We start from the raw sequence: 20,430 nt of genomic DNA on the forward strand, positions 1-20,430 counted from the left end.
GCCCGCGTGACCACCGACGACTTCCGCCGCAACAGCGACAACTTCTGCTACCGGCATCCTGACCGGCAGAGCTTCGTGCTCTGCCAGCGATGCCTGCGCACGATCTGCCCCGAGTGCCAGACCCCCGCCGCGGTGGGGGTCATCTGCCCGGAGTGCCTGCGCGATCAGCAGAAGGGCCAGTCCCCTGCGCAGCGCAAGGCGGAGCGTCGGTGGTCACGCCCGCGGGCGGCATCCGTGTCGGACGGCCGCCCCGTCGTGACCTACGCGATCATCGCTGTCACGGCATTCGTCTATCTGCTGACGCTCATCCCCGGATTCGGCGACACCGTCGAACGCGCGCTGCTGTACTGGCCCCCGACGCTCTACCCGGGCCTGACCGGCGTGTTCGAGCCCTGGCGGCTGCTCACCACCGCCCTCGTGCACTCGAGCATCTGGCACATCGGCCTGAACATGCTCGCGCTGTACATGATCGGCCGCACCCTCGAGCCGCTGCTCGGGCGCTGGCGGTTCCTCACCCTCTACGTGCTCAGCGCGCTGGGGGGTTCTGTCGCGGTGACCCTGCTCGCCTTCACGACGTCGGTCGTCGGCGCCTCGGGCGCCATCTTCGGCCTGTTCGGCGCGCTGCTCGTGATCGGCCGGCACCTCGGAGCGAACATCGCGAGCATCGTACTCGTCATCGGCATCAACCTGGTGATCGGCTTCGTGCCGGGCATGAACGTGGCGTGGCAGGCGCACGTCGGCGGGCTCGTGACCGGGCTCGTGGTGGCGTTCATCTTCACGCGCACTCGCGCGGTGCGACAGCGCACGCTGCAGATCTCGCTGCTCTCGGCGGTCGGCGCGGTGCTCGTCGCGCTGCTGTTCGTCCCGGTCCTCTTCCCTGCCCTCGTGCTGGGCTCCTGATTTCCACAGGAGTTATCCACAGGTTCATCCACAGCCTGGGGAGAATCACACCGGTGTAATTCACAGCTGTTAACAGATCTGTTAACAACTGCCGGGATGCCGCAGCCCGCGGCCCGCGGGCACGAAAAAGCCCCGGTCAGCTATGACCGGGGCTCTCTTCGTAGGGTTTATCGCCAGCGCGTCGTCATCAGGAAGCCGACGAAGGCGATGCCGAAACCGATCACCAGGTTCCATGCTCCGATGTCGGGAATCGGGAACGCCATACCGCTGAGGTAGAAGACGAGGATCCAGATCAGTCCGACGAGCATGAGGCCGATCATGATCGGCTTGAACCACACCGGGTTGGGTGCGGATTCGCCTTCTGCGCGCTCGACGAGCGAGTCGTCGTCTTTGCCGGGTCGTGCCATGCAGAAGAGTCTAACTGCCAGCCGGACCACAACTATGCTGTGCGAGAATCCCCCTGTGGATGAAGCGGTCGCCATGACCCGGGGGGCCGCCCGGACAAAGGCGCGCCCGAGGCGGCGAGTGTCGGTCGCGGGCGCCATCGGCGAGCTTCTCATCACCGCCGGCGTCATCGTCCTGCTGTACGTCGTGTGGCAGCTGTGGGTCGGCGACATGATCTACGGCGCCGAGCGCAACGCGTCGGGATCGGCGCAGTCGGAACTGTGGCAGCAGGAGTTCCAGCAGCAGAATCCCGGAGCCGCCGCGCCGACGCCCGAGGCGACCGATCCTGCCGTTCCCGTGACCGCACCGCCGCCCGTTCTCGCCGAACCCGGAGACGGCGAGAAGTTCGCAGTCATGCACATCCCCCGCTTCGGCCCGGACTACGCCGTCGAGATGGCCGGCGGCGTCACCCGTCCGCGCACGCTCGACCCCATCGGCATCGGGCACTACCCCGGCACCGTCATGCCCGGGCAGCCCGGCAACTTCGCGCTGGCCGCGCATCGCACCACATGGGGCAAGCCGTTCAACCGGATCGCCGAGCTGCACGTCGGCGACGCCATCGTGGTCGAGACGCAGGAAGGCTGGTACACCTACCGCTTCCGCACACTCGAATACGTCAAGCCGAGCGCGGTGGAGGTGCTGCTCCCGGTGCCGCAGGCGATGGACGTCCCGGCCGGCACCGCCTACATGACCATGACCAGCTGCAGCCCCATGTACTCGATGACCGAACGCATCGTCGCCTACAGCGTGTTCGAATCGTTCACCCCCAGATCGGCCGGCGCACCGGCATCCCTCCAGGCGGTGGCGTGATGTACGGGGCTCTGTGGCACGGCCTCCCCGGCCCATGGTGGGTCAAGGTGCTGATCCTCGTCGTGCTCGCCGCGGCGGTGCTGTACGGCCTCATGTTCTATCTGTTCCCGTGGGTGAGCCAGTTCATCGTCCCGCAGGAGGTCACCGTCGGACTGCCGCTGCCCGGTGCTCTCACGGGCGCGTCGACCGGCGCATGAGCGCGGCCGCGGGCGACGCGGCGCCGATCCTCGTCGTCGACAACCACGACAGCTTCGTGCACACCCTCGTCGGGTACCTGCATGAGCTCGGCGCCGACACCGACCTCGTCGAGGCCGATGCCATCGCCGATCCCGTCGCGGCGATCGCGGGCCGTCGGGGCGTGCTCGTCTCGCCGGGCCCCGGAACCCCGGCCGACGCCGGCGCGTCGATCGCCGTCGTCCGTGCGGCCACGGGCCGCGGCATCCCTCTTCTCGGAGTCTGTCTCGGCCACCAGGCGATCGGTGAGGCGTTCGGTGCGACAGTCTCGCACGCGCCGGAGCTCATGCACGGCATGACCTCGGCGGTGCACCACGACGGCTCCGCGCTGTACGCGGGCCTCCCCGACCCGTTCACGGCGACGCGGTATCACTCGCTCGCGATCATGCCCGAGACCCTCCCCCACGAGCTCGTCGTCACGAGCCGTACCGCGAGTGGCGTCATCATGGGCATCGCGCACCGCACCGCCCCGATCGTCGGCGTGCAGTTCCACCCCGAGAGCGTACTCACCGAGGGCGGATACCGCCTGCTCGGCAACTGGCTCGCGTCAGTGGGATTCGTGGATGCCGCCGCCCGAGGCGAGCGGCTCAGCCCGCGTCGGTGAACCGATCCCGGGGCCGGCGGGTCAGGAACCCGTGCAGACCTTCAGGGTGATCTCGGAGTGCACCGGCACGTCGCCCGGTGGCAGGGACTGCGCGGCGACGCCGGGCTTCTGGGCCGGCGTGCAGCTCGAGTCCTCCTCCACGGTCACGGTGAGCCCGGCGTCCTCCAGCACGCTCGTGGCCTTGTCGACGGTGTAGCCCGTGACGTCGTCGATGGCCACGCGGCCCGAGGCGACGACGAGGTTCACCGTGCTTCCCGCAGGCACGCTCGCGCCGTCGACCGGATCGGCCGAGACGATGACACCGGCCGCGAGATCCTTGTCGTTCTGCGGCGTGATCGTGCCCAGTGTCAGCCCGGCGTCGGTGAGCGCGGTCGTGGCGGCATCCTGTTCCAGGCCCTTGAGCGTGGGAACGGTGGTCATCTCCTGGCCCGTCGAGACGTAGACCTTGACCTGCTGCTCCTTCTCGACCGACGTGCCCTGCTCGGGGTCGGTGCGGATCACGTTGCCCTCGGGGACCTCGGAGCTCTCTTCGTCGACGCGGAAGGCGCGCAGATCCTCTTCTGCCAGGGCCTCGTTCGCGGCGTCGTACGTGAACCCGACCACGTTCGGCACGCTGCGCACGTTCGGCGTCGCGGGCGGCTGGATCGACAGCACCCAGAACAGCAGCGAGATCAGCAGCACGGCCAGCACCGCGACGCCCGCCCAGATCCACGCCACCGGAGGCCCAGCCTGCGTGCGCTTCATCGTCGTGTCGGTGCTCAGCTGGCGCAGCGAGCGGGCCGTCTCGGCCGCCTGGCGCGGGTTGGGCCCGTACAGCTCGCTGGTGAGAGCGCCCACCTGCCGCTTGCTGGGCTGGCGGCCATCGACTGTCGCATCGAGCGCCTCGCGGAAGCTCGCGGCATCCTGGTAGCGCTGGAACGGGTCCTTCGCGAGAGCCCGCAGCGCGACGGCGTCGAGGGCCCGGGGCACGGTCTCGTTGACCTCGGAGGGCGGCACCGGGGCCTCGCTGACGTGCTGATACGCGACCGCGACGGGCGAGTCGCCCCGGAACGGCTGGCGCCCGGTCAGCAGCTCGTACAGCACGACACCCGTCGAGTACAGGTCGGCGCGCGCGTCGACCGGCTCGCCCTTGGCCTGCTCGGGCGAGAAGTAGGCCGCGGTGCCGAGGATCTGGGTCGTCTCGGCCACCGTCGACGAGCTGTCGGACACCGCGCGCGCGATGCCGAAGTCCATGACCTTCACCTGGCCGGCCTCGGTCACCATGACGTTGCCCGGCTTGATGTCGCGGTGCACGACGCCTGCGCGATGCGAGTACTGCAGGGCTTCGAGGATGCCGTCGACGTATTGCACGGCATCCGCCACCGGAACCGGTCCGGCGGCGATGACGTCCTTCAGCAGACGGCCCTTGACGAGCTCCATCACGATGAACGGCACGGGACGCACGCGGCCGTCGGCACCGGTCAGCGAATCCTCACCCGCGTCGTACACGCGGACGATCGTCGGGTGCGCCATGCGTGAGGCGGCCTGCGCCTCGAGCCGGAAGCGCGTGCGGAACGCGTTGTCGTCGGCCAGTTCGCGGTCGAGGATCTTGATCGCGACATCGCGGCCGAGCGTCAGGTCATAGCCCTTGTAGACGCTCGCCATGCCGCCGCGGCCGATGGGCTCGTCGATGCGGTAACGCCCCGAAAGCACATGCGGCTCAGCTGTCACGGTCACTCCTGCCTGGAACATCAGCCACACTAGCCGAGGCCGAGCGGGTCACGCGTCGCGCGCGACCCGCTCGGCGTGACTCACGGCTTGGGCTTCGAGGCCGCAGTGGCCGACGGGCTCGGCTCGGGCTCGGGCTCGGCGGCCTCGATCACTCCGGTCGCCTCGACCGAGGTGCCGGTCGTGCGCTCGCCCGCCGTGCCGCCGCTGCACGTGACGGTGTACGTCACGATGAGCGACGCGCCCGCCTTGCCGGTGACCTGGATCTCGCCGGAGCGCTCGTCCGGACCGAACGAGGACGTCGACTGACCCGTCGTCGGGAACACTCCCTGGGTGGCCGTGAAGTTGTACGAGCTGACCTGGCCGGTGCCGGACGGGCAGCTGTATCCGGGCCACTGCACGGTGACCGTGCCCTCTTCTTCGATCGGGTCCGACAGCGTCGGAGCCGCCGGCGGGTCCATCGGCACCTGGCCCGCGTACACCGTCAGCTCGATGATGGTCGCGAGCGGGACGTTGCCCGTCGGCGCCACCGCGTAGACCTTGCCCTCGCTGTCGGCGTCGGGTGCGGCGTTGCCTTCGACGCAGCGCGTCGCGAACCCGAGACCGTCGAGCGCCGCCGATGCCGTGTTGCAGTCCTGGCCGATGTAGTCGGCTGCCACGACGGTGCCGGTGGTAGGCGTGGGCGTGACCGACTGCGTCGGCGTCTGCGAGGTGGTCGGCGTGGACTTGGTCGGCTCAGGCTCGCCACCGCCGTTGGCGAGGATCGCCCACAGCGTTCCGCCGATCACGAGCACCAGCAGCGCGATCAGCGCGATCAGGGGCCACGTCCACGGGCTGCGCTTCTTCTTCTCGGCCTCGGCCTCGGCGACCGGTTCACCGGGTGCGGGCATGAGCCTCGTGGCCGCGGAGGTGTCGCCGGCGCCGAGCAGCTGGGTGGCGGCCTCGGCCGCGACGACACCGCCGGCGATCGCCGGCACGGCGGCGGCTGCCGCCGAGACGTCGCCGCGACGCAGTGCGGTCGCCGCACGTGCGACCGCGGCTGCCGACGCCGGGCGCTCTTCGGGCTTCTTGGCGATCATCGCCATCACGAGGTTCTGCACCGGCACCGCGACCGTCGCGGGCAGCGGCGGCGGCTGCTCGTTGATCTGAGCCATGGCGATCGCGACCTGGGACTCGCCGGTGAACGGACGCTTGCCCGCCAGGCACTCGTACGCGACGATGCCGAGCGAGTAGATGTCGGTCGCGGGCGATGCCGGGTGGCCAGACGCCTGCTCGGGCGAGAGGTACTGCACCGTGCCCATGACCTGGCCGGTCGCCGTCAGCGGCACCTGGTCGGCGATGCGCGCGATGCCGAAGTCGGTGATCTTGACGCGGCCGTCGGGCGTGATCAGGAGGTTGCCCGGCTTGATGTCGCGGTGCACGAGCCCCGCCGCATGCGCGGCCTGCAGCGCCGCCGACGTCTGCGCGACGATGTCGAGCGTCTTGTCGGTGGACAGCGAGCCGTCGCGTTCGAGGATCGTCGACAGGGCTTCGCCCGGCACGAGCTCCATCACGAGGAACGCGCTGCCGTTCTCTTCGCCGTAGTCGAACACGCTGGCGATGCCCTCGTGGTTGACCAGGGCCGCGTGGCGGGCCTCGGCGCGGAAACGCTCCAGGAAGCCCGGATCGCCCATGTATTCGTCTTTGAGGATCTTGATGGCGACGGTGCGGCCGATGACGTGGTCGGTCGCCTCCCAGACCTCGCCCATGCCGCCGATCGCTATGCGCGAGTCGAGTTCGTAACGGCCGCCGAAGGTCACGCCCTGCGTCGGTCTCATTTGCCCAGCACCGCCTCCATGACCTTCTTCGCGATAGGAGCGGCGATGGTGTTGCCGCTTCCCGATTGTCCTTGCCCGCCGCCGTCTTCCACGACGACGGCGACGGCGACCTGCGGATTCTGTGCGGGTGCGAACCCGGTGAACCACAGCGTGTACGGATCGCCGGTACCCATCTCCGCGGTGCCCGTCTTTCCGGCCACGTCGACGCCGTCTATTCTTGCACCCGACGCCGCACCGTCACTGACATTGGCGACCATCATGGTGACCAGCTCGGCTGCCAGGCTGCGATCCAGCGCCCGTCCGAACTCGGTGTCCTCGTACGTCTTCTGCACCGAGAGGTCGGGGCCGATGACCCGGTCGACCATGCGTGGGTTCATGACCACACCTCCGTTGGCGATGCCGGCCGACACCATCGCCATCTGCAGGGGCGTCGCCGTCACCTGGCCCTGGCCGAACCCGCTCAGCGCGGTCTGCGCGTCGTCCTGGATCGTGCGCGGGTAGCCCGAGGGCGTCGAGGTGAGCGGGATGTCGAAAGACTTGTTGAACCCGTACTTCTCGGCCTCTTCGCGGATCGCGGTGTCGCCCAGCTCGACCGCGAGCTCCGCGAACGGGATGTTGCAGCTCAGGCGCAGGGCGTCGGCGATCGTGACGGTGTCACCGGGGCCGCACGCGCCGCCACTGGCGTTGTGCACGATGCTGCTCGACTGCGGCAGCTGGTACTGCGCCGGGTTCGGGAGCGTCGACTCGGGCGTGTAGTCCCCCGAGGCGAGGGCGGCCGAGGCGACCACGAGCTTGAACGTCGAGCCGGGAGGGTTGACGTCACCGCCGATCGCGCGGTCCGACAGCGGCTTGCCGGGGTCGGCCACCAGCTGGTCGTACGCCTCGTTGACGGCCACCGTGTCGTGCGAGGCGAGCACATTGGTGTCGTAGCTGGGGCTCGTCACGAGCGCGAGCACGCGTCCCGTCGACGGCTCGATCGCGATGACGCCGCCCTGCAGGTCGCCGAGCGCCTCGAACGCGGCACGCTGCACATCGGCGTCGAGGGTGAGCACGACGCTCGAGCCGCGCGGCGGCTGACCGGTGAAGATGCGTTCGACCCGTGACAGGAACTGCGACCCCGCGGTGCCGCTGAGCTCCTGGTTCATCGCCTGCTCGATGTTGGTCAGCGAGTTCAGCGCGGGGTTGATGTACCCCGTCACCGGTGCCCACATGTACCCGTCGGTGTACACGCGCTGCCACGTGTAGAGGTCGTCGGAAGGCACCGACGACGCGATCGCGGTGCCGCTCGCGATGATCGAGCCGCGCTGCACCTCGAACGAGTCGTACAGCGACCGCCGGTTGGCGGGATTCGCGGCCAGCTCGTCGCTCTGGACCACCTGGATCCAGCTCGCGGAGCCGAACAGCGCGAGGAACATGATCAGCATCAGGATGCTGAGGCGTCGGAGTTCCTTGGTCATGTCAGCCGATCACCACCCGGGGCCGGCTGCGGACGGCGTCCGAGATGCGCAGCAGCAGCGCGACGATGATCCAGTTCGCGACGAGCGACGAGCCGCCGGCCGCGAGGAACGGCGTCGTCAGGCCGGTCAGCGGGATGAGGCGCGTGACGCCGCCCACCATGATGAACACCTGCAGCGCGATCGTGAACGACAGGCCGGTCGCGAGCAGCTTGCCGAAGTCGTCCTGGCCGGCCAGGCCGATGCGGATGCCGCGGCTCGTGAACACCATGTACAGGCACAGGATCGCGAACACTCCGATCAGGCCCAGCTCCTCACCGAGCGCGGGCAGGATGTAGTCGCTCTCGGCGACGGGCGTCAGATACGGTCGCCCCTGGCCGAGCCCGGTGCCGAGCAGGCCGCCGTTGGCCATGCCGAAGATGCCGTTGACCAGCTGAAAGCTCGAGTTGTCCATCAGCTCCGGGTTGAAGGCATCCAGCCAGATCGTGAACCGGTTGCCGACGTACGGCAGGAATCGGGATGCCACGAACGCGCCGCCCGCGGCCAGCACGACGCCGATGACGACCCAGCTGGTCTTGCCGGTGGCGACGTAGAGCATCGCGACGAACATGCCGAAGATGAGCAGGCCGGTGCCGAGGTCGCGCTGCATCACGATGATGCCGAGCGAGACGAGCCAGATCACCAGCAGCGGGCCGAGTTCGCGGGCGCGCGGCCACGTGAGGCCGAGGAACCGCGTGCCGGTCGAGGTGAGGCTCTCGCGCGTGCGCACGAGGTAGCCGGCGAAGAAGATGCCGAGTGCGATCTTTGCCAGCTCACCCGGCTGGAACGAGAAGAAGCCGAGCGAGACCCACACGTCCGCGTTCGCGTCGGTGCCCAGGCCCGGGATGATCGGCAGGATCAGCAGCACGATGCCGACGAGGCCGAAGATGTAGGTGTACCGGAACAGCACGCGGTAGTTGCGCAGGTACAGCACGACGAGGATCGCGGCGACGAGGGCGATCGCGGCCCAGGCGAGCTGCCGCGTCGAGAACGCGTCCCAGCCGTGCCGGTCGCGCGCGATGTCGAGCCGGTAGATCATCGCCAGGCCGATACCCGTCAGCACCGTGGCGATCGGGACCACGAAGGGGTCGGCATCCCGGGCACGAAGCCGCAGCAGGATGTGCAGGGCGATCACGAGTGCGGTGAGGCCGCCGCAGTAGACCAGGAAGGTCCAGTCGATGGCGCCGAGCGCGCCGAGCTGCACCAGGGCGACCGCGGACCCGTTGATCGCGAACGCGAAGATCAGCAGGGCGAGCTCGCGGTTGCGCTGCGTCTGCGGCACGCGGATGCGCCGCAGCGCGCGGATGACCGCGGTGTCGGCCGAGACGCCGTCGGGCGGCGTGGTGACGGGTGCGCTCATCCGCCGCCTCCCGCCAGATCGCTGATGTCCGCGACGATACGGCGGGCATCTTCGAGCGAGCTCGCCGAGATCGTCCCCTCCACCGTCGCACGTGCGAAGTCCGACAGCGAATCGAGGGGGATCCCCGTCTCTTCGAACGGCGCCGACAGCGAGATCGGCCCGATGTTCTGCTGCACGCCCTGGAAGATCACCACGGTGTCTTCGTCGGCGCCGACGTAGTAGCGCGTCTGCGTCCACTGGTAGCCGAGCCACACGGCGCCCGAGATGAGGATGAGCACCAGCGCGACGCCGGCGATCCATCCGGCGCGGCGGCGCCGGGCGCGGCGGCGGTCCTCTTCGATGAGCTCCTCGAGGAACTCCGGCGCGGGCTCGAAGTGCGTCGGCTCGTTGGCCGCCTGGCGGTTCGGGTGCAGCCAGCCGCCGCGGCGCGGTGCGGCAGCGGGGACCTCGATGCCCTTGGGGTTGGACGCCGATCCGACGATCGTCGCGGTGCCCGAGAAGACGGGATGCTGCCCGCCGACGTCGACGATGACCATCGTGACGTTGTCGGGGGCACCGCCGTCGAGCGCCTGCTTCAGCAGGATGTCGGCGGTGCGGCCCGGCGCGAGTCCCATCCCGAGGGCCTTCGACGTGTGCGCATCGTCCACGACGCCCGACAGGCCGTCCGAGCACAGCAGCCAGCGGTCGCCCGGCTGCGTCGGCATGATGAACGTGTCGAGCTCGGGATCGGGGTCCATGTCGCCCAGCACGCGCATGAGCACCGAGCGCCGGGGGTGGTACCGCGCCTCTTCCGGAGTGATGCGGCCGGAGTCGACCAGGCGCTGGACGAACGTGTGGTCGGTCGTGATCTGCGTCAGGGTTTCGTCGCGGTACAGGTAGATGCGCGAGTCGCCGATGTGGGCGATGACGGCGTAGTCGTCGACCATGATCAGCGCACTGACTGTCGTGCCCATGCCGGCGAGCTCGGGGCGCACGTGAACCGTGTCGATCAGGTCGACTGCCGCCTCCGAGAGCGCATCCCGCAGCGCCCGCTCGGCGGCCGCGGTCGTGTCGTAGGGCTTGTCGAGGCCCTCGAGGCGTGCGATCGCGAGGCTGGAGGCGACGTCGCCGCCCGCGTGACCGCCCATGCCGTCGGCGACGACGAACAGGTTCGAGCCGGCGTACCCGGAGTCCTGGTTGTTGGAGCGGACCTTGCCGGTATGCGAGATCGCGGTGCTCGAGCCTTGGAAGACCATGTGCGAGGAGTCCGCCCGCTACTTCCGCAGCTCGAATGTCGTCGCGCCGACCTTGATCGGAGCGCCCACCTTGATCGGGACGGGCGAGGCGACGCGGGCGCCGTCGTGCCACGTGCCGTTGGTCGAGTCGAGATCCTGGATCATCCACTGGTCGCCCCACAGCACCAGGCGCGCGTGATGGCTGGACGTGTAGTCGTCGCGGACGACGAGCCCGGACTCGCTCGAGCGGCCGATCGTCAGCGGCTCGTTGCCCAGCGGCAGCTCCAGGCCGGCCTTCGGACCGCTCGTGATGACGATGCGCGAGACCGTCGCGGTGGTGGCGGGGCCGCCGTCCACGTGCGGTGCCGGAGCAGCAGGCGGGGGCGACACGGGCGCGGTCGCGGCCGATACCGCGGCGGCGGGGGCCCCCGCCCCGGCCGCACCGGGAGCGGCTGCGGTTGCGGCATCCGGCATCCGCCGCACTTTCACGCCGAACAGGTCGGCCCGCAGCGAGTAGACCACCGAGAAAACGAAAGCCCACATCAGCACGAGAAAGCCGATGCGCAGCAGCAGGAGCGTGAGCTCGCTCATGCCAGCGGTCCCCTCTCGCTCGGATCGTAGGCGGCGCTGCCCAGATCGAGTCGCCGCGTGGCGTCGTCGTGGGGTGCCGGCGGGCGAGGCGGTGCGGCCTGCGCGACCACGCGGAAGACGATGTCGGTGCGACCGATGCGCACTGTCGAGTCGGGCGGCAGCGCGGCCTCGGTCACCTTGCGGCCGTCGAGCATCGTGCCGTTCGTGGAGCCCATGTCGCGCACCATCGCACGCTCGCCGTCCCACAGGATCTCGACGTGCCGGCGGCTGGTTCCCGAATCGGCGACGGTGATGTCGGCGTCGCTGCCGCGTCCGATGACGGTGCGCGACTTGGTGAGCGGGATGCGGCGGCCCTCGACGTCGACGACCCCTCGCCAGGCCACGCGGCCGCCCTGGGCGGTCGCGGACTCGACGCGCAGCGTGCCGGTGCCGAGCTGGTCGTCGCGGCGCAGCGCGATCGTGACGGGTCCTGCGAACGAGTACCCCTGCGCTTTGGCGTGCTTCTGGACGAGCGTGTCGAGCTCCTGCGTGAGAGCGTCGCCGAGCGCCGACATGCGCTCGTCGTCGGCAGCCGACAGGCGCACCGTGAACGTGTTCGGAGCCAGGATGCGGTCGCGGCTGACCACAGCGGCTTTCTTGTCGAGTTCGCTGCGCAGGGCCGATGCGATCTCGACAGGCTGGATGCCGCTGCGGAAGGTCTTCGCGAACGCGCTGTTCACAGCGCGTTCGAGACCTTTCTCGAAGCTGTCAAGTAGTCCCACGGAGCTCCTCTTGAGGGGGGTGCCGGTTGCTACATGCTAATTGCACAGTCTGTCCGTGCGATGGATCGTCCTCGGGATCAGTCGAGTTCGGCGTCACGCGGATCGCGTGATATCCTCGGGAAGTTGAGTTTCGCGGATCTTCGGATCCACGACTCGCGCGAGTGGCGGAATAGGCAGACGCGCTGGCTTCAGGTGCCAGTGCCCGAAAGGGCGTGGGGGTTCAACTCCCCCCTCGCGCACAGAACGAAGGCCCCCGGGATCCCCGGGGGCCTTCGGCGTTCCCCGGCGTGGACGCTGGGGGGCGGGTGGGTTGAGGTGGCGCAGGCGTCTGCGCGCACGTCGCGGAGACTCGCCCTGTCGAGGCGGCGTGCGCTGCTGCTCTGAGCGGCACTCGGCATCGCGCTGCAGAAACCGGCATCCGCGGTCGGACTAGGGATCCCGCCCGCGGAAGCTCCCGTCGTCGAGAGCCTCCCGGACGGATGGCAAGGACATCTCGGACTGAGGGAGCGCCGCGGCAACCCCGCAACACGACGGTCTTCATGCTCGAAGGCGCCATCGGCCTGGGCAGCCGAGCGCCGCGCCCAGCAGGTAGCGTGGGCGCGGTGCGCGAGTTGACGGCGGCCGGTGCCGACTTCCTCCGGGAGCGGCACCTCGGGACGCTCTCCACGATCTCTTCGTGGGGCGGGATCCACGCGGTTCCCGTCGGCTTCACCTTTCACGACGGGGTCGTCAGGATCATCACGTCCCGCACATCGCAGAAGGTCCGCAACGTCCTGCGCGATGAGACCGCCGCCGTCAGTGCCGTGGCAGGCGCGAGGTGGATCTCCTTCCAGGGGACCGCATCCGTCCACGACGACCCGGCGGAGGTCGCATTGGCCGTCGCCCTCTACGCCGACCGATACCGCCAGCCCCGCGAGAATCCCCTGCGGGTCACGATCCACCTCGTGCCGACCCGGCTGATGGGGAGCACCGGGCTCCTGGCGTGAGCATCACGCCCCGTCGAGCGACGGAGGCAGCGTGAACACGATCTCTTCGATCTCGCGGCCGACGCCGGGGGCGAAGTCGACGTTGCGCGAGAGCTCGGTGAAGCCGACCTTGCGGAACACGGCGATCGAACCGGCGTTGTGGGCGGCGACACGGGCGAAGAGCGGGCGCACGGGTTCGTGCGACACCAGCAGACGCAGTGCGGCGGTGGCGACGCCGCGGCCCCACGCGTGCCGGGCGATCCAGAAGCTGACCTCGCGGTCGCCGTCTACGGTGAACGCCGCGGCGGTGCCGGCGAACCCGCCGTTCTCGGTCACGACCAGGCACAGCACGTCGTCGGACGCGCGCTGGCGGGCGATCCACGCATCGAACGCTTCACGGTCGTCGGGATCCGACGCCGTGAACGCGGCCATCTCGACCGCCTCGCGGTCGCGCATCATCTCGAAGACCGCGTCGAGGTCGTCGTCGTCGAACGGCCGCAGATCGATGTGGTTCACCCGAAACACGCTAGCTGCGGCATCCGACGTCGAAAAGGGCGGCCGGGGACCCGGTGGATCAGGGGAGGCCGTGGATGCCGCGCAGCAGCGCCTCGGCGCGGTCGCCGTCGCGGGCGACGAAGGCCTCGCGGAACTCCTCGTAGGCGGCGGTGCGGCCGACGGGGCATTCGAGGAAGGGCTGCCAGCCAACCATGTCGCGTCGGATCGCGAACTCGTACTCACGGACGAACTGCAGCAGCGCGTAGTTGCCGGCCGCGCGGGTGATCACCGCGAAGAAGGCCTGGCTGGCTTCAGCGAGGGCCACGCTGTCGTCGGCGCGCGAAGCGGCGATGACAGCGTCGAGACGCTCGACGGCCTCGACGATCTCTTCCTCTTCGGCGCGCGCGGACGCCATCCGCGCCGCCAGGCCCATGTTGAAGGCGACCAGCTCGGCCGTGTCGGTCTGCCGGTTCGGATGCGACACCCGTGTATAGCGGTGCGGCGAGACCTCGACGAGCCCCACGCGCTCCAGCCGCTGCAGCGCTTCGCGCACCGGCGTGCGCGAGACTCCCAGCCATTCCGCCAGCTCCTGATCGCGGACCCGCTCGCCGGGCGCGAGGCGGCCGTCGAGGATCGCCTCGCCCAGGCGTGCGTATACCTCGTCTCCGAGGACGGCACCGCGCGGGTCGAGCGGAACGAAGGGAGCAGTCATGGGTGGCACCAGTGTACGCCGGAGGATTCATTTGCATAGACCCTGATCCGCCGCGTGATTCCGCGGAAATGAACCCTCGCCTCTGCGTTGATATATCGGTACGATTACCGTGTCCACGCTTCGGCGTGGCCTATCCGGGGGGATCCGTCGACGCCCGGGCTTAGAGCACCGCTCAGCCCGGGCGTACGATGGGCGTACCCGAAACCCTCATCGTCGCGTGCAACGTTTGTGTCACCATCCGACGAGGGTCTCGCCGTGCGCCCGCGAGTTCACTACGTTGGATGCAATCGCCGCAATCGCGACGAGATCAACGAAGAACGGCAAGTAATGGCAACGCAGGGCACCGTCAAGTGGTTCAACTCCGAGAAGGGATTCGGCTTCATCGCTCCTGATGAAGGCGGAGCAGACGTCTTCGCGCACTACAGCGCCATCGAGTCGAGCGGCTACCGCTCGCTCGAGGAGAACCAGCGCGTCGAGTTCGAGATCGCCCAGGGCCCCAAGGGCCTGCAGGCTGAGAACATCCGCCCGCTCTGAGTCGAGCGGACAGACCGTAACAGGGTCACTGAGCCGCGGCATCCCGAATCGAAAGACGGTGGATGCCGCGGTTCAGCCATGCCCGCGCACCGGTGCTCGCGCGACCGCCCGCCGATCGAAGCGCAGCGCGCGCTGATCGGGGCAAAGTTTGCACGAGCGTAACCTGCGCGAAGCACCTGACGCCTAGCGTGGAGCCTGTGCGGCTCCCCATGCGCACACGGCCGATGTCGTCCGGACGGACACATCGACGATTGGACGCAGCGCATGGCAGAGATCTCGCGGCGGGTGGCCCTCTCGCTCCTCCTCGCCGCTCCGGCGGTGCTGGTGTCGTGCTCCGTCCCCGATCGCGCCAGCGCCCGTCCGACCCCCTCTCGGACGCCGACCACCCAAGCATCCCGCGGGATGCCCGCGTCGCTCTCGAACGCCGCCCTGCCGCGGGGCCCGCTCGCAGCGGCGTCGTTCGGGCCCACCGGCCGTCACTGGCCGTCCCGCACACCGCGCCCTTCGGACGCGTTCGACCTCGTCGTCGAAGCCGAGTGCACGTGGAAGGACATCTCGCGCTGCATCTCGTACGTCGCCGAACGCACGCCCCACGGCAAGGGCTGCGTCCTCGTCAAGCCGGGGACGCTGCCCGGCTACGGCGCGGGATCGTCCAAACCGCCGGTGCTGCAGGGGATCGGCGCGCTCGGTCGTGACTACCGCGTGCTGGTGATGCCGCGCGAGGGCTCGGCCAGCATCACCTTCAGTGACGCGATCCGCATGGATGCCGTGAAGGGGGTCGCCTTCGCGGGATTCTGGCTCTTCCCGCAGAGCATCGTGCTGACCTCGGTGCAGGACTTCGCGTGGGCCCGGTCCAAGGGACAGGCCTTCAACATCACCGCCGGCGGCTCGGGGCCCGCATCGCAGATCGAGCTGGTCGAGTGCGTGACTCCCGAGGCCAAGCTGACCGACGCGGACGTCTGGGCGATCCGCACCGGCGACAACCCGTGGAGCGACATCCAGATCGTCGGCTGCTACCTGGCGCCGTCATACAAAAGCGCGACGTCGACGGCGCACTGCGACACCCTGCAGCTGTCGGGGAGCAGCCCCGGTGCGGACCTGGTGATCCGCGACTCCGTGATCTTCGCGTCCACCAACTCCGGATTCATCCCCTCCGACCGTACGAGCGGCATCGTGTTCGATCACAGTCTCGTCGTCGGCGGAGACCGGATGGTGGTCCGCTACCCGCTGCCGCCCGACGCGAACGCGTTCGCCTCGGGCAAGCCCGCCGCCGTCAACGGCATCGGCACCGTCGACGCGATCTCGGCGGTGTCGTCGACGTTCGTGGGGAACCTGCGAGGACAGTGGCTGTCGGTGCAGAACTGCGTCGCGTCGATCCCGCGCCCACCCGCCGTCACCTCCGGCCAGTTCAGCATCGACCTGTCGCTGAACGCGATCGGCGCCGACTGGCTCGACGCCCGCGCGCCGCTGCCCACCGACGAGGCGCTCCGACTCGCGTGGAGCCTGTGACGAGGAAGGCGGGGCGAGCATGGTCGAGGTGATCCACTGGAACCCGCGGCGCAACCGCATCCCGGTGCTGCGGCGGTACCGCGTAGGGCCTCGGGTCGGCAACTTCGGCGACCTGCTCGGGCCTCTCGTCGTAGCCGCGATCCGCCGGAGCGAAGCCATCGCGGGCCGAGGCGACGGCAGGCGCCTGCTGGCCGTCGGATCGATCCTGCACCTGGCGCGCGACGGCGACGTCATCTGGGGGAGCGGCGTCAACGGCAAGATCCCCGTCGGCCAGCACCGGTTCACGGCGGTGGACGTCCGCGCGGTGCGCGGCCCGCTGACCCGCGACTGGCTGCGCGACGAGAAGGGCATCGAGGCGCCCGAGGTCTACGGCGATCCCGCGTTGCTGCTCAAACTGGTGCGACCCGACCTGTTCGACGGCGATCCGGGACCGCGTCGGGGGCTCACCATCGTCCCGAACCTGAACGACCACGCACGGATGTCGGCGCACGCCGCCACGATCGACCCGCGACGGCCGGTGCACGAGGTGGTCCGCGCGATCCGGTCCAGCGACGTCGTCGTCGCGTCCTCTCTCCACGGCATCGTGGTGGCCGAGCTCGCCGGAGTGCCGGTCGTCCCCGTCGCGAGCAGCGGGTCCGGGGCGCGCGGCCCAGAGCCGCTGTTCAAGTACGAGGACTACTTCCGCGGCACCGGGCGCGCCGTGCCGCAGTTCGCTCCCGATCTGGAGACGGCGATCGAGTGGGCGGGGTCGGCTCCGGCGCCCGACCTGCAGGTCGCGCCGATCGCGGATCGACTGATGGCGGCATTTCCGCGCGACGTCTGGAGGGCGGCATGAGAGGGATCGACGGCATGGCTGTCGTCTCGGGCGCGCAGCGCATCCGAGACGCCGCGTTCACCGCGATCGCCCGCAACGGTTTCGCCGAGTTCGGCAGCGGGAGCCGGATCATGCTGCCCTTCCGAGCCGGCAATCCGCACAAGGTCGCCGTGGGGCGCAACGTCCTCATCGGGCCGTCGTCGTGGTTCATGGTGCCGCTGCTGGACGCCGACGGACCCGTGATCCACATCCACGACCGCGTCCGCATGAACCAGACCTCGATCGCCGCGGTGGAGCAGGTGATCGTCGAAGAGGCGGTCGGCATCGCCCGCGGCGTGTACATCGCCGACCACATGCACGGCTTCGACGACCCCGCGCTGCCGGTGCGCGACCAGCCGCTGGCACGGGTCGCGCCCGTCCGGGTACGGCGCGGCGCGTGGCTCGGTCAGAACGCCGTCGTGATGCCCGGGGTCACCATCGGCGAGGGAGCGGTGGTGGGGGCGAACAGCGTCGTGACGCGCGACGTGCCGGCGCGCACGGTCGTGGCCGGTTCGCCGGCGCGCGTGATCCGGGAGCTCGTGACGTGACCGGCCCGCGCGATGTCGTGTTCACCTTCTCTTACGAGACGTATGCGGATGCTGTCGCGCGAGGCATGATGCGTCCGCCCGACCGGATCCTGCAGACCCTGCTCGGCGCCGACCAGGTCGGCGGCGTGCTCGTGGCCAACCCGTTCCGCAGCCTGCCGAGTGTGCTGTCGCGGCGGCTGCGGCGCACCGATCCGGGCCTTCCGTCCGGCCCGCGACGGGCGCTCATCACACCGACGCGGCTGGCCCGCGCCGATCCCGTCGACGTCGGCCGCATCGTGCGGTCGTACCGGGGGTACGACGCGGCGCTGCGAGAACGGGCACGATCGCTGGGGATCCGCAGGCCCGCCGTCATCACGACCAATCCGCTGGTCGCGGCGTTCTGCCCGTTCGGGTGGGCGTCTGCGGTGACCTACTTCGGGCGCGACGACTGGCTGAGCTCGGCGGCGCGGCAGGCGTACTGGCCCGCGTACCGGGCGGCCTATCGCCAGATCCGCGAGTCCGAGATCGCCGTCGCAGCCGTCTCGCAGGAGATCATCGACCGCATCGACCCGCTCGGTCCGAGCGCGGTCATCCCCAACGGGGTCGAACCCGGGGAATGGCGCGGACAGGCCCCGCCCGCGCCGGCATGGCTGGCCGGGATCCCGACGCCGCGTGCCGTCTACGCGGGCACGCTCGACCAGCGACTGGACACCGAAGGCATCGCTGCGCTCGCGGCGGACCGCCCGGAGCTGCAGATCATCCTGGCGGGCCCGGCCCCCGACCCGGAGTACGTCGCGGCGCTGCGCGGCATCCCCAATGTCCACGTGCACGGCGGGATGGGGCGGGCGGAACTGGTCGCGACGCTGCGCAACTGCCAGCTATCGCTGGTGGCCCACCGCCGCACGCCGCTCACCGAGGCGATGAGCCCGCTGAAGGTGTACGAGTACCTCGCTGCCGGACTGCCGGTGGTCTCGGTGGACCTGGGGCCGATCCGCCGGGCCGACGACAGGATCCTCATCGCGGCGAGCACCGCCGAGATGGGCCCGCTCACCGACCGCGCATTGGCAGGAGGCGGACTGACCGAGGACGAGCGGTCGGCGTTCATCGACAGTCACGCCTGGAGCTCGCGCCACGAGGCGATCCTCTCGCTCGCCCTGCGGTCTGGTTTGTTACACCGGAGTGAAGAGTTCCTTCCCGCCGTGTGAAACCAGGACCCCTGCCCGTGACCCGGGCCCATCTCTCGGCTTAGCCTGAGTCCACCACGGCGGGGCATCGGGACCGCCGTCAAGGCACCACTGCACCAACCCGGAGCCCTGGGGCGCCGGTTCCATAGGGTCAGCGCTGCCCCTGAAGCTGCTCATGCGTCTTCCGGGGGGTCGCATATGAGTTCTCTGGGTCATTCACTCGCAGCGACCGAACCATCCGCGGTCGTTGCAGGCACCACCGCAGTACCGAGGCAGCCGCGCGCGGCCGCCTGGTACTCACGGCTGGTCACCGGCATCTTCGTCGGGGACCTCGTGGCGATCGGCGCGTCGCTCGGCATCGCGAGCCTCGTCCGCTTCGGCACCGCCACGCAATGGCATGCGGCCTCCGCGGCGGCATACGGGGTCGCGGCCGCTGTCGTGGCGGTGCTGTGGGCGCTGTCGCTGTGGGCCGTGAAGAGCAGGGCGAAGCGGATCGTCGGCGAAGGGCTCACCGAGTACCAGCGGGTCACGAACGCGACACTGCTCGCCTTCGGATGCGTGGCCATCTTCTGCTATGTCGGGCAGATCGACTTCGCCCGCGGGTACGTGGCGGTGGCCATGCCGCTCGGGTGGGTGCTGCTGCTGGCCAACCGGCTGTTCTGGCGCCGCTCGCTCATGACGCTGCGCAGGAACGGCCGCTGCTTCACCGGAGCGATGGTGGTGGGCTCCGCCCTCGACGTCGACCGGGTCGTCGCGCAGCTGCGGGCGAACTTCGGCGCCGGATACAAACCGGTGGCCGTCTCGCTGACCGAGCCGCTCGAGGACGCGCCGGCGGAGGTGGTCGAACGGCTGCAGGACATGCCACGCGTCGAGTACGACGCCGTCGTGCCCGCCACGCGGGACTCGCGGACGAAGGCCCTCATGGTCGCCGGCGACCTGCCTCACGGCCGGGAGCAGATCCGCCAGCTGGGCTGGCAGCTGGAGAACTCGAAGGCAGAGCTGATCCTCGTCTCGCGGCTCACCGACGTGGCCGGCCCGCGCATCCACCTGCGCCCGGTCGTGGGGCTGCCGATGGTGCACGTCCAGCTGCCGCAGTACTCGGGGTTCGCGCACTCGGTCAAGCGCATCTTCGACGTGGCCGCGACCTCTGTCGGGCTGCTGATGCTCACCCCGCTCCTGGCGGTGATCGCGATGGCGATCCGGCTCGGCGACGGCGGACCGGTGCTCTTCCGGCAGGAACGCGTCGGCGTGGGCGGCTCGACCTTCACGATGTTCAAGTTCCGCTCGATGATCGTCGACGCGGAGCGCAAGCGGGCCGAGCTCGCCCCGCGGTCGGACGGCAACGGCGTCCTGTTCAAGATGAAGGACGATCCGCGCGTGACGCGCGTGGGGCGGGTGCTGCGCCGGTTCTCGTTGGACGAGCTCCCGCAGCTGTGGAACGTGCTGCGCGGCGACATGAGCCTGGTCGGGCCGCGGCCGCCGCTCCCGAGCGAGGTCGAGGCGTACGCCGGTCACGAGACGCGGCGACTGCTCTCCAAGCCGGGGCTCACCGGGCTGTGGCAGGTGAGCGGGCGCAGCGATCTGGACTGGGAGCAGAGCATCCGGCTGGACCTCTACTACGTCGAGAACTGGTCGTTCACCGGCGATCTGCTGCTCATCCTGCGGACGGTCCTGCAGATTTTCAAGCACGACGGCGCGTACTGAACGCGGCACTTC

The 20,430-nt window shown here is 69.8% G+C and carries 21 protein-coding genes and 1 tRNA gene; 12 read left to right on the top strand and 10 right to left on the bottom strand.

Annotated elements, in window-relative coordinates:
• The first annotated feature begins 6 nt into the window (after window positions 1-6).
• The gene (locus ABEA46_RS09820; RefSeq protein ID WP_345544289.1) at window positions 7-900 is read left to right on the top strand and encodes a rhomboid family intramembrane serine protease; all 894 of its coding nucleotides are present in this window, start codon (window positions 7-9) and stop codon (window positions 898-900) included.
• A 167-nt stretch (window positions 901-1,067) separates the two neighbouring features.
• Here ABEA46_RS09820 and ABEA46_RS09825 read toward each other — a convergent pair whose 3' ends face one another.
• Window positions 1,068-1,307 carry a cell division protein CrgA gene (locus tag ABEA46_RS09825; protein WP_141896730.1) on the bottom strand — a complete coding sequence of 80 codons (240 nt, stop codon included), beginning with the start codon at window positions 1,305-1,307 and terminating at the stop codon, window positions 1,068-1,070.
• 118 nt (window positions 1,308-1,425) lie between these two features.
• Between ABEA46_RS09825 and ABEA46_RS09830 the strand changes: the two genes are divergently transcribed.
• Genes ABEA46_RS09830 through ABEA46_RS09840 form a run of 3 tightly spaced genes read left to right on the top strand, consistent with a single transcriptional unit; the run spans window position 1,426 to window position 2,992 of the window.
• Window positions 1,426-2,154 carry a class E sortase gene (locus ABEA46_RS09830; RefSeq protein ID WP_345544294.1) on the top strand — a complete coding sequence of 243 codons (729 nt, stop codon included), beginning with the start codon at window positions 1,426-1,428 and terminating at the stop codon, window positions 2,152-2,154.
• Window positions 2,154-2,351: a hypothetical protein gene (locus ABEA46_RS09835; protein ID WP_345544825.1), complete on the top strand. Its 198-nt coding sequence runs from the start codon at window positions 2,154-2,156 to the stop codon at window positions 2,349-2,351. Before ABEA46_RS09830 ends, ABEA46_RS09835 begins: the two co-directional genes overlap by 1 nt.
• Entirely contained in the window at window positions 2,348-2,992 is a 645-nt protein-coding gene (locus ABEA46_RS09840; RefSeq protein WP_345544296.1) for an anthranilate synthase component II, read from the top strand. Before ABEA46_RS09835 ends, ABEA46_RS09840 begins: the two co-directional genes overlap by 4 nt.
• Window positions 2,993-3,013: 21 nt before the next feature.
• Here the strand turns inward: ABEA46_RS09840 and pknB are convergent, their stop codons facing one another.
• From pknB to ABEA46_RS09875, 7 genes are read right to left on the bottom strand one after another with little or no spacing between them, the layout of a single operon-like run.
• Window positions 3,014-4,723, bottom strand: a complete 1,710-nt coding sequence (pknB, locus tag ABEA46_RS09845) for a Stk1 family PASTA domain-containing Ser/Thr kinase (RefSeq protein ID WP_345544298.1) — start codon at window positions 4,721-4,723, stop codon at window positions 3,014-3,016.
• A 59-nt stretch (window positions 4,724-4,782) separates the two neighbouring features.
• Window positions 4,783-6,516, bottom strand: coding sequence for a serine/threonine-protein kinase (locus tag ABEA46_RS09850; protein ID WP_345544300.1), 1,734 nt, complete (start codon window positions 6,514-6,516; stop codon window positions 4,783-4,785).
• On the bottom strand, window positions 6,513-7,973 hold the full coding sequence (locus ABEA46_RS09855; RefSeq protein ID WP_345544302.1) for a peptidoglycan D,D-transpeptidase FtsI family protein: 1,461 nt from the start codon (window positions 7,971-7,973) through the stop codon (window positions 6,513-6,515). The genes ABEA46_RS09850 and ABEA46_RS09855 overlap by 4 nt, the downstream gene beginning before the upstream one ends.
• 1 nt (window position 7,974) lies before the next feature.
• On the bottom strand, window positions 7,975-9,369 hold the full coding sequence (locus ABEA46_RS09860; protein WP_345544304.1) for an FtsW/RodA/SpoVE family cell cycle protein: 1,395 nt from the start codon (window positions 9,367-9,369) through the stop codon (window positions 7,975-7,977).
• The gene (locus ABEA46_RS09865) at window positions 9,366-10,604 is read right to left on the bottom strand and encodes a PP2C family protein-serine/threonine phosphatase (RefSeq protein WP_345544306.1); all 1,239 of its coding nucleotides are present in this window, start codon (window positions 10,602-10,604) and stop codon (window positions 9,366-9,368) included. Before ABEA46_RS09865 ends, ABEA46_RS09860 begins: the two co-directional genes overlap by 4 nt.
• An 18-nt stretch (window positions 10,605-10,622) precedes the next feature.
• Entirely contained in the window at window positions 10,623-11,174 is a 552-nt protein-coding gene (locus ABEA46_RS09870; protein ID WP_345544308.1) for an FHA domain-containing protein FhaB/FipA, read from the bottom strand.
• Window positions 11,171-11,935, bottom strand: coding sequence for an FHA domain-containing protein (locus ABEA46_RS09875; RefSeq protein ID WP_345544310.1), 765 nt, complete (start codon window positions 11,933-11,935; stop codon window positions 11,171-11,173). The genes ABEA46_RS09870 and ABEA46_RS09875 overlap by 4 nt, the downstream gene beginning before the upstream one ends.
• 155 nt (window positions 11,936-12,090) lie before the next feature.
• Here ABEA46_RS09875 and ABEA46_RS09880 point away from each other — a divergent pair.
• Both ABEA46_RS09880 and ABEA46_RS09885 read left to right on the top strand, forming a co-directional pair.
• Window positions 12,091-12,174 (top strand) — tRNA-Leu (locus ABEA46_RS09880).
• Window positions 12,175-12,537: 363 nt separating this feature from the next.
• Complete coding sequence (locus tag ABEA46_RS09885; protein WP_345544312.1) at window positions 12,538-12,921, top strand: TIGR03618 family F420-dependent PPOX class oxidoreductase; 384 nt, start codon at window positions 12,538-12,540, stop codon at window positions 12,919-12,921.
• A 3-nt stretch (window positions 12,922-12,924) separates the two neighbouring features.
• Here ABEA46_RS09885 and ABEA46_RS09890 read toward each other — a convergent pair whose 3' ends face one another.
• Together ABEA46_RS09890 and ABEA46_RS09895 are read right to left on the bottom strand one after the other, a co-directional pair.
• The gene (locus ABEA46_RS09890; protein WP_345544314.1) at window positions 12,925-13,416 is read right to left on the bottom strand and encodes a GNAT family N-acetyltransferase; all 492 of its coding nucleotides are present in this window, start codon (window positions 13,414-13,416) and stop codon (window positions 12,925-12,927) included.
• 58 nt (window positions 13,417-13,474) lie between these two features.
• On the bottom strand, window positions 13,475-14,107 hold the full coding sequence (locus ABEA46_RS09895; RefSeq protein ID WP_345544316.1) for a GntR family transcriptional regulator: 633 nt from the start codon (window positions 14,105-14,107) through the stop codon (window positions 13,475-13,477).
• Between the two features lie 327 nt (window positions 14,108-14,434).
• Here ABEA46_RS09895 and ABEA46_RS09900 point away from each other — a divergent pair, with 327 nt between their 5' ends.
• From ABEA46_RS09900 to ABEA46_RS09925, 6 genes are all read left to right on the top strand, one after another.
• Entirely contained in the window at window positions 14,435-14,641 is a 207-nt protein-coding gene (locus tag ABEA46_RS09900; RefSeq protein ID WP_018173742.1) for a cold-shock protein, read from the top strand.
• Window positions 14,642-14,905: 264 nt separating this feature from the next.
• The gene (locus ABEA46_RS09905) at window positions 14,906-16,150 is read left to right on the top strand and encodes a hypothetical protein (RefSeq protein WP_345544321.1); all 1,245 of its coding nucleotides are present in this window, start codon (window positions 14,906-14,908) and stop codon (window positions 16,148-16,150) included.
• Window positions 16,151-16,169: 19 nt separating this feature from the next.
• Complete coding sequence (locus tag ABEA46_RS09910) at window positions 16,170-16,985, top strand: polysaccharide pyruvyl transferase family protein (RefSeq protein WP_345544323.1); 816 nt, start codon at window positions 16,170-16,172, stop codon at window positions 16,983-16,985.
• The gene (locus tag ABEA46_RS09915) at window positions 16,982-17,551 is read left to right on the top strand and encodes an acyltransferase (RefSeq protein WP_345544325.1); all 570 of its coding nucleotides are present in this window, start codon (window positions 16,982-16,984) and stop codon (window positions 17,549-17,551) included. Before ABEA46_RS09910 ends, ABEA46_RS09915 begins: the two co-directional genes overlap by 4 nt.
• On the top strand, window positions 17,548-18,735 hold the full coding sequence (locus tag ABEA46_RS09920) for a glycosyltransferase (RefSeq protein ID WP_345544327.1): 1,188 nt from the start codon (window positions 17,548-17,550) through the stop codon (window positions 18,733-18,735). The genes ABEA46_RS09915 and ABEA46_RS09920 overlap by 4 nt, the downstream gene beginning before the upstream one ends.
• A gap of 177 nt (window positions 18,736-18,912) precedes the next feature.
• Window positions 18,913-20,418 (top strand): sugar transferase, encoded by a 1,506-nt coding sequence (locus ABEA46_RS09925; protein ID WP_345544329.1) that lies wholly within the window; start codon window positions 18,913-18,915, stop codon window positions 20,416-20,418.
• Window positions 20,419-20,430 lie beyond the last annotated feature (12 nt).

This window comes from Microbacterium jejuense (genome assembly GCF_039544225.1).
GTDB classification, from domain to species: Bacteria; Actinomycetota; Actinomycetes; order Actinomycetales; family Microbacteriaceae; genus Microbacterium; species Microbacterium jejuense.

Excerpts from the sequence above, each read along its gene's own strand:
- ABEA46_RS09850 (WP_345544300.1), bottom strand. The coding sequence starts at position 6,516 with ATGAGACCGACGCAGGGCGTGACCTTCGGCGGCCGTTACGAACTCGAC.
- ABEA46_RS09895 (WP_345544316.1), bottom strand. The coding sequence starts at position 14,107 with ATGACTGCTCCCTTCGTTCCGCTCGACCCGCGCGGTGCCGTCCTCGGA.
- ABEA46_RS09900 (WP_018173742.1), top strand. The coding sequence starts at position 14,435 with ATGGCAACGCAGGGCACCGTCAAGTGGTTCAACTCCGAGAAGGGATTC.
- ABEA46_RS09865 (WP_345544306.1), bottom strand. The coding sequence starts at position 10,604 with ATGGTCTTCCAAGGCTCGAGCACCGCGATCTCGCATACCGGCAAGGTC.
- ABEA46_RS09860 (WP_345544304.1), bottom strand. The coding sequence starts at position 9,369 with ATGAGCGCACCCGTCACCACGCCGCCCGACGGCGTCTCGGCCGACACC.
- ABEA46_RS09925 (WP_345544329.1), top strand. The coding sequence starts at position 18,913 with ATGAGTTCTCTGGGTCATTCACTCGCAGCGACCGAACCATCCGCGGTC.
- ABEA46_RS09905 (WP_345544321.1), top strand. The coding sequence starts at position 14,906 with ATGGCAGAGATCTCGCGGCGGGTGGCCCTCTCGCTCCTCCTCGCCGCT.
- ABEA46_RS09870 (WP_345544308.1), bottom strand. The coding sequence starts at position 11,174 with ATGAGCGAGCTCACGCTCCTGCTGCTGCGCATCGGCTTTCTCGTGCTG.
- ABEA46_RS09915 (WP_345544325.1), top strand. The coding sequence starts at position 16,982 with ATGAGAGGGATCGACGGCATGGCTGTCGTCTCGGGCGCGCAGCGCATC.
- ABEA46_RS09910 (WP_345544323.1), top strand. The coding sequence starts at position 16,170 with ATGGTCGAGGTGATCCACTGGAACCCGCGGCGCAACCGCATCCCGGTG.
- ABEA46_RS09835 (WP_345544825.1), top strand. The coding sequence starts at position 2,154 with ATGTACGGGGCTCTGTGGCACGGCCTCCCCGGCCCATGGTGGGTCAAG.
- ABEA46_RS09825 (WP_141896730.1), bottom strand. The coding sequence starts at position 1,307 with ATGGCACGACCCGGCAAAGACGACGACTCGCTCGTCGAGCGCGCAGAA.
- pknB (WP_345544298.1), bottom strand. The coding sequence starts at position 4,723 with ATGTTCCAGGCAGGAGTGACCGTGACAGCTGAGCCGCATGTGCTTTCG.
- ABEA46_RS09855 (WP_345544302.1), bottom strand. The coding sequence starts at position 7,973 with ATGACCAAGGAACTCCGACGCCTCAGCATCCTGATGCTGATCATGTTC.
- ABEA46_RS09840 (WP_345544296.1), top strand. The coding sequence starts at position 2,348 with ATGAGCGCGGCCGCGGGCGACGCGGCGCCGATCCTCGTCGTCGACAAC.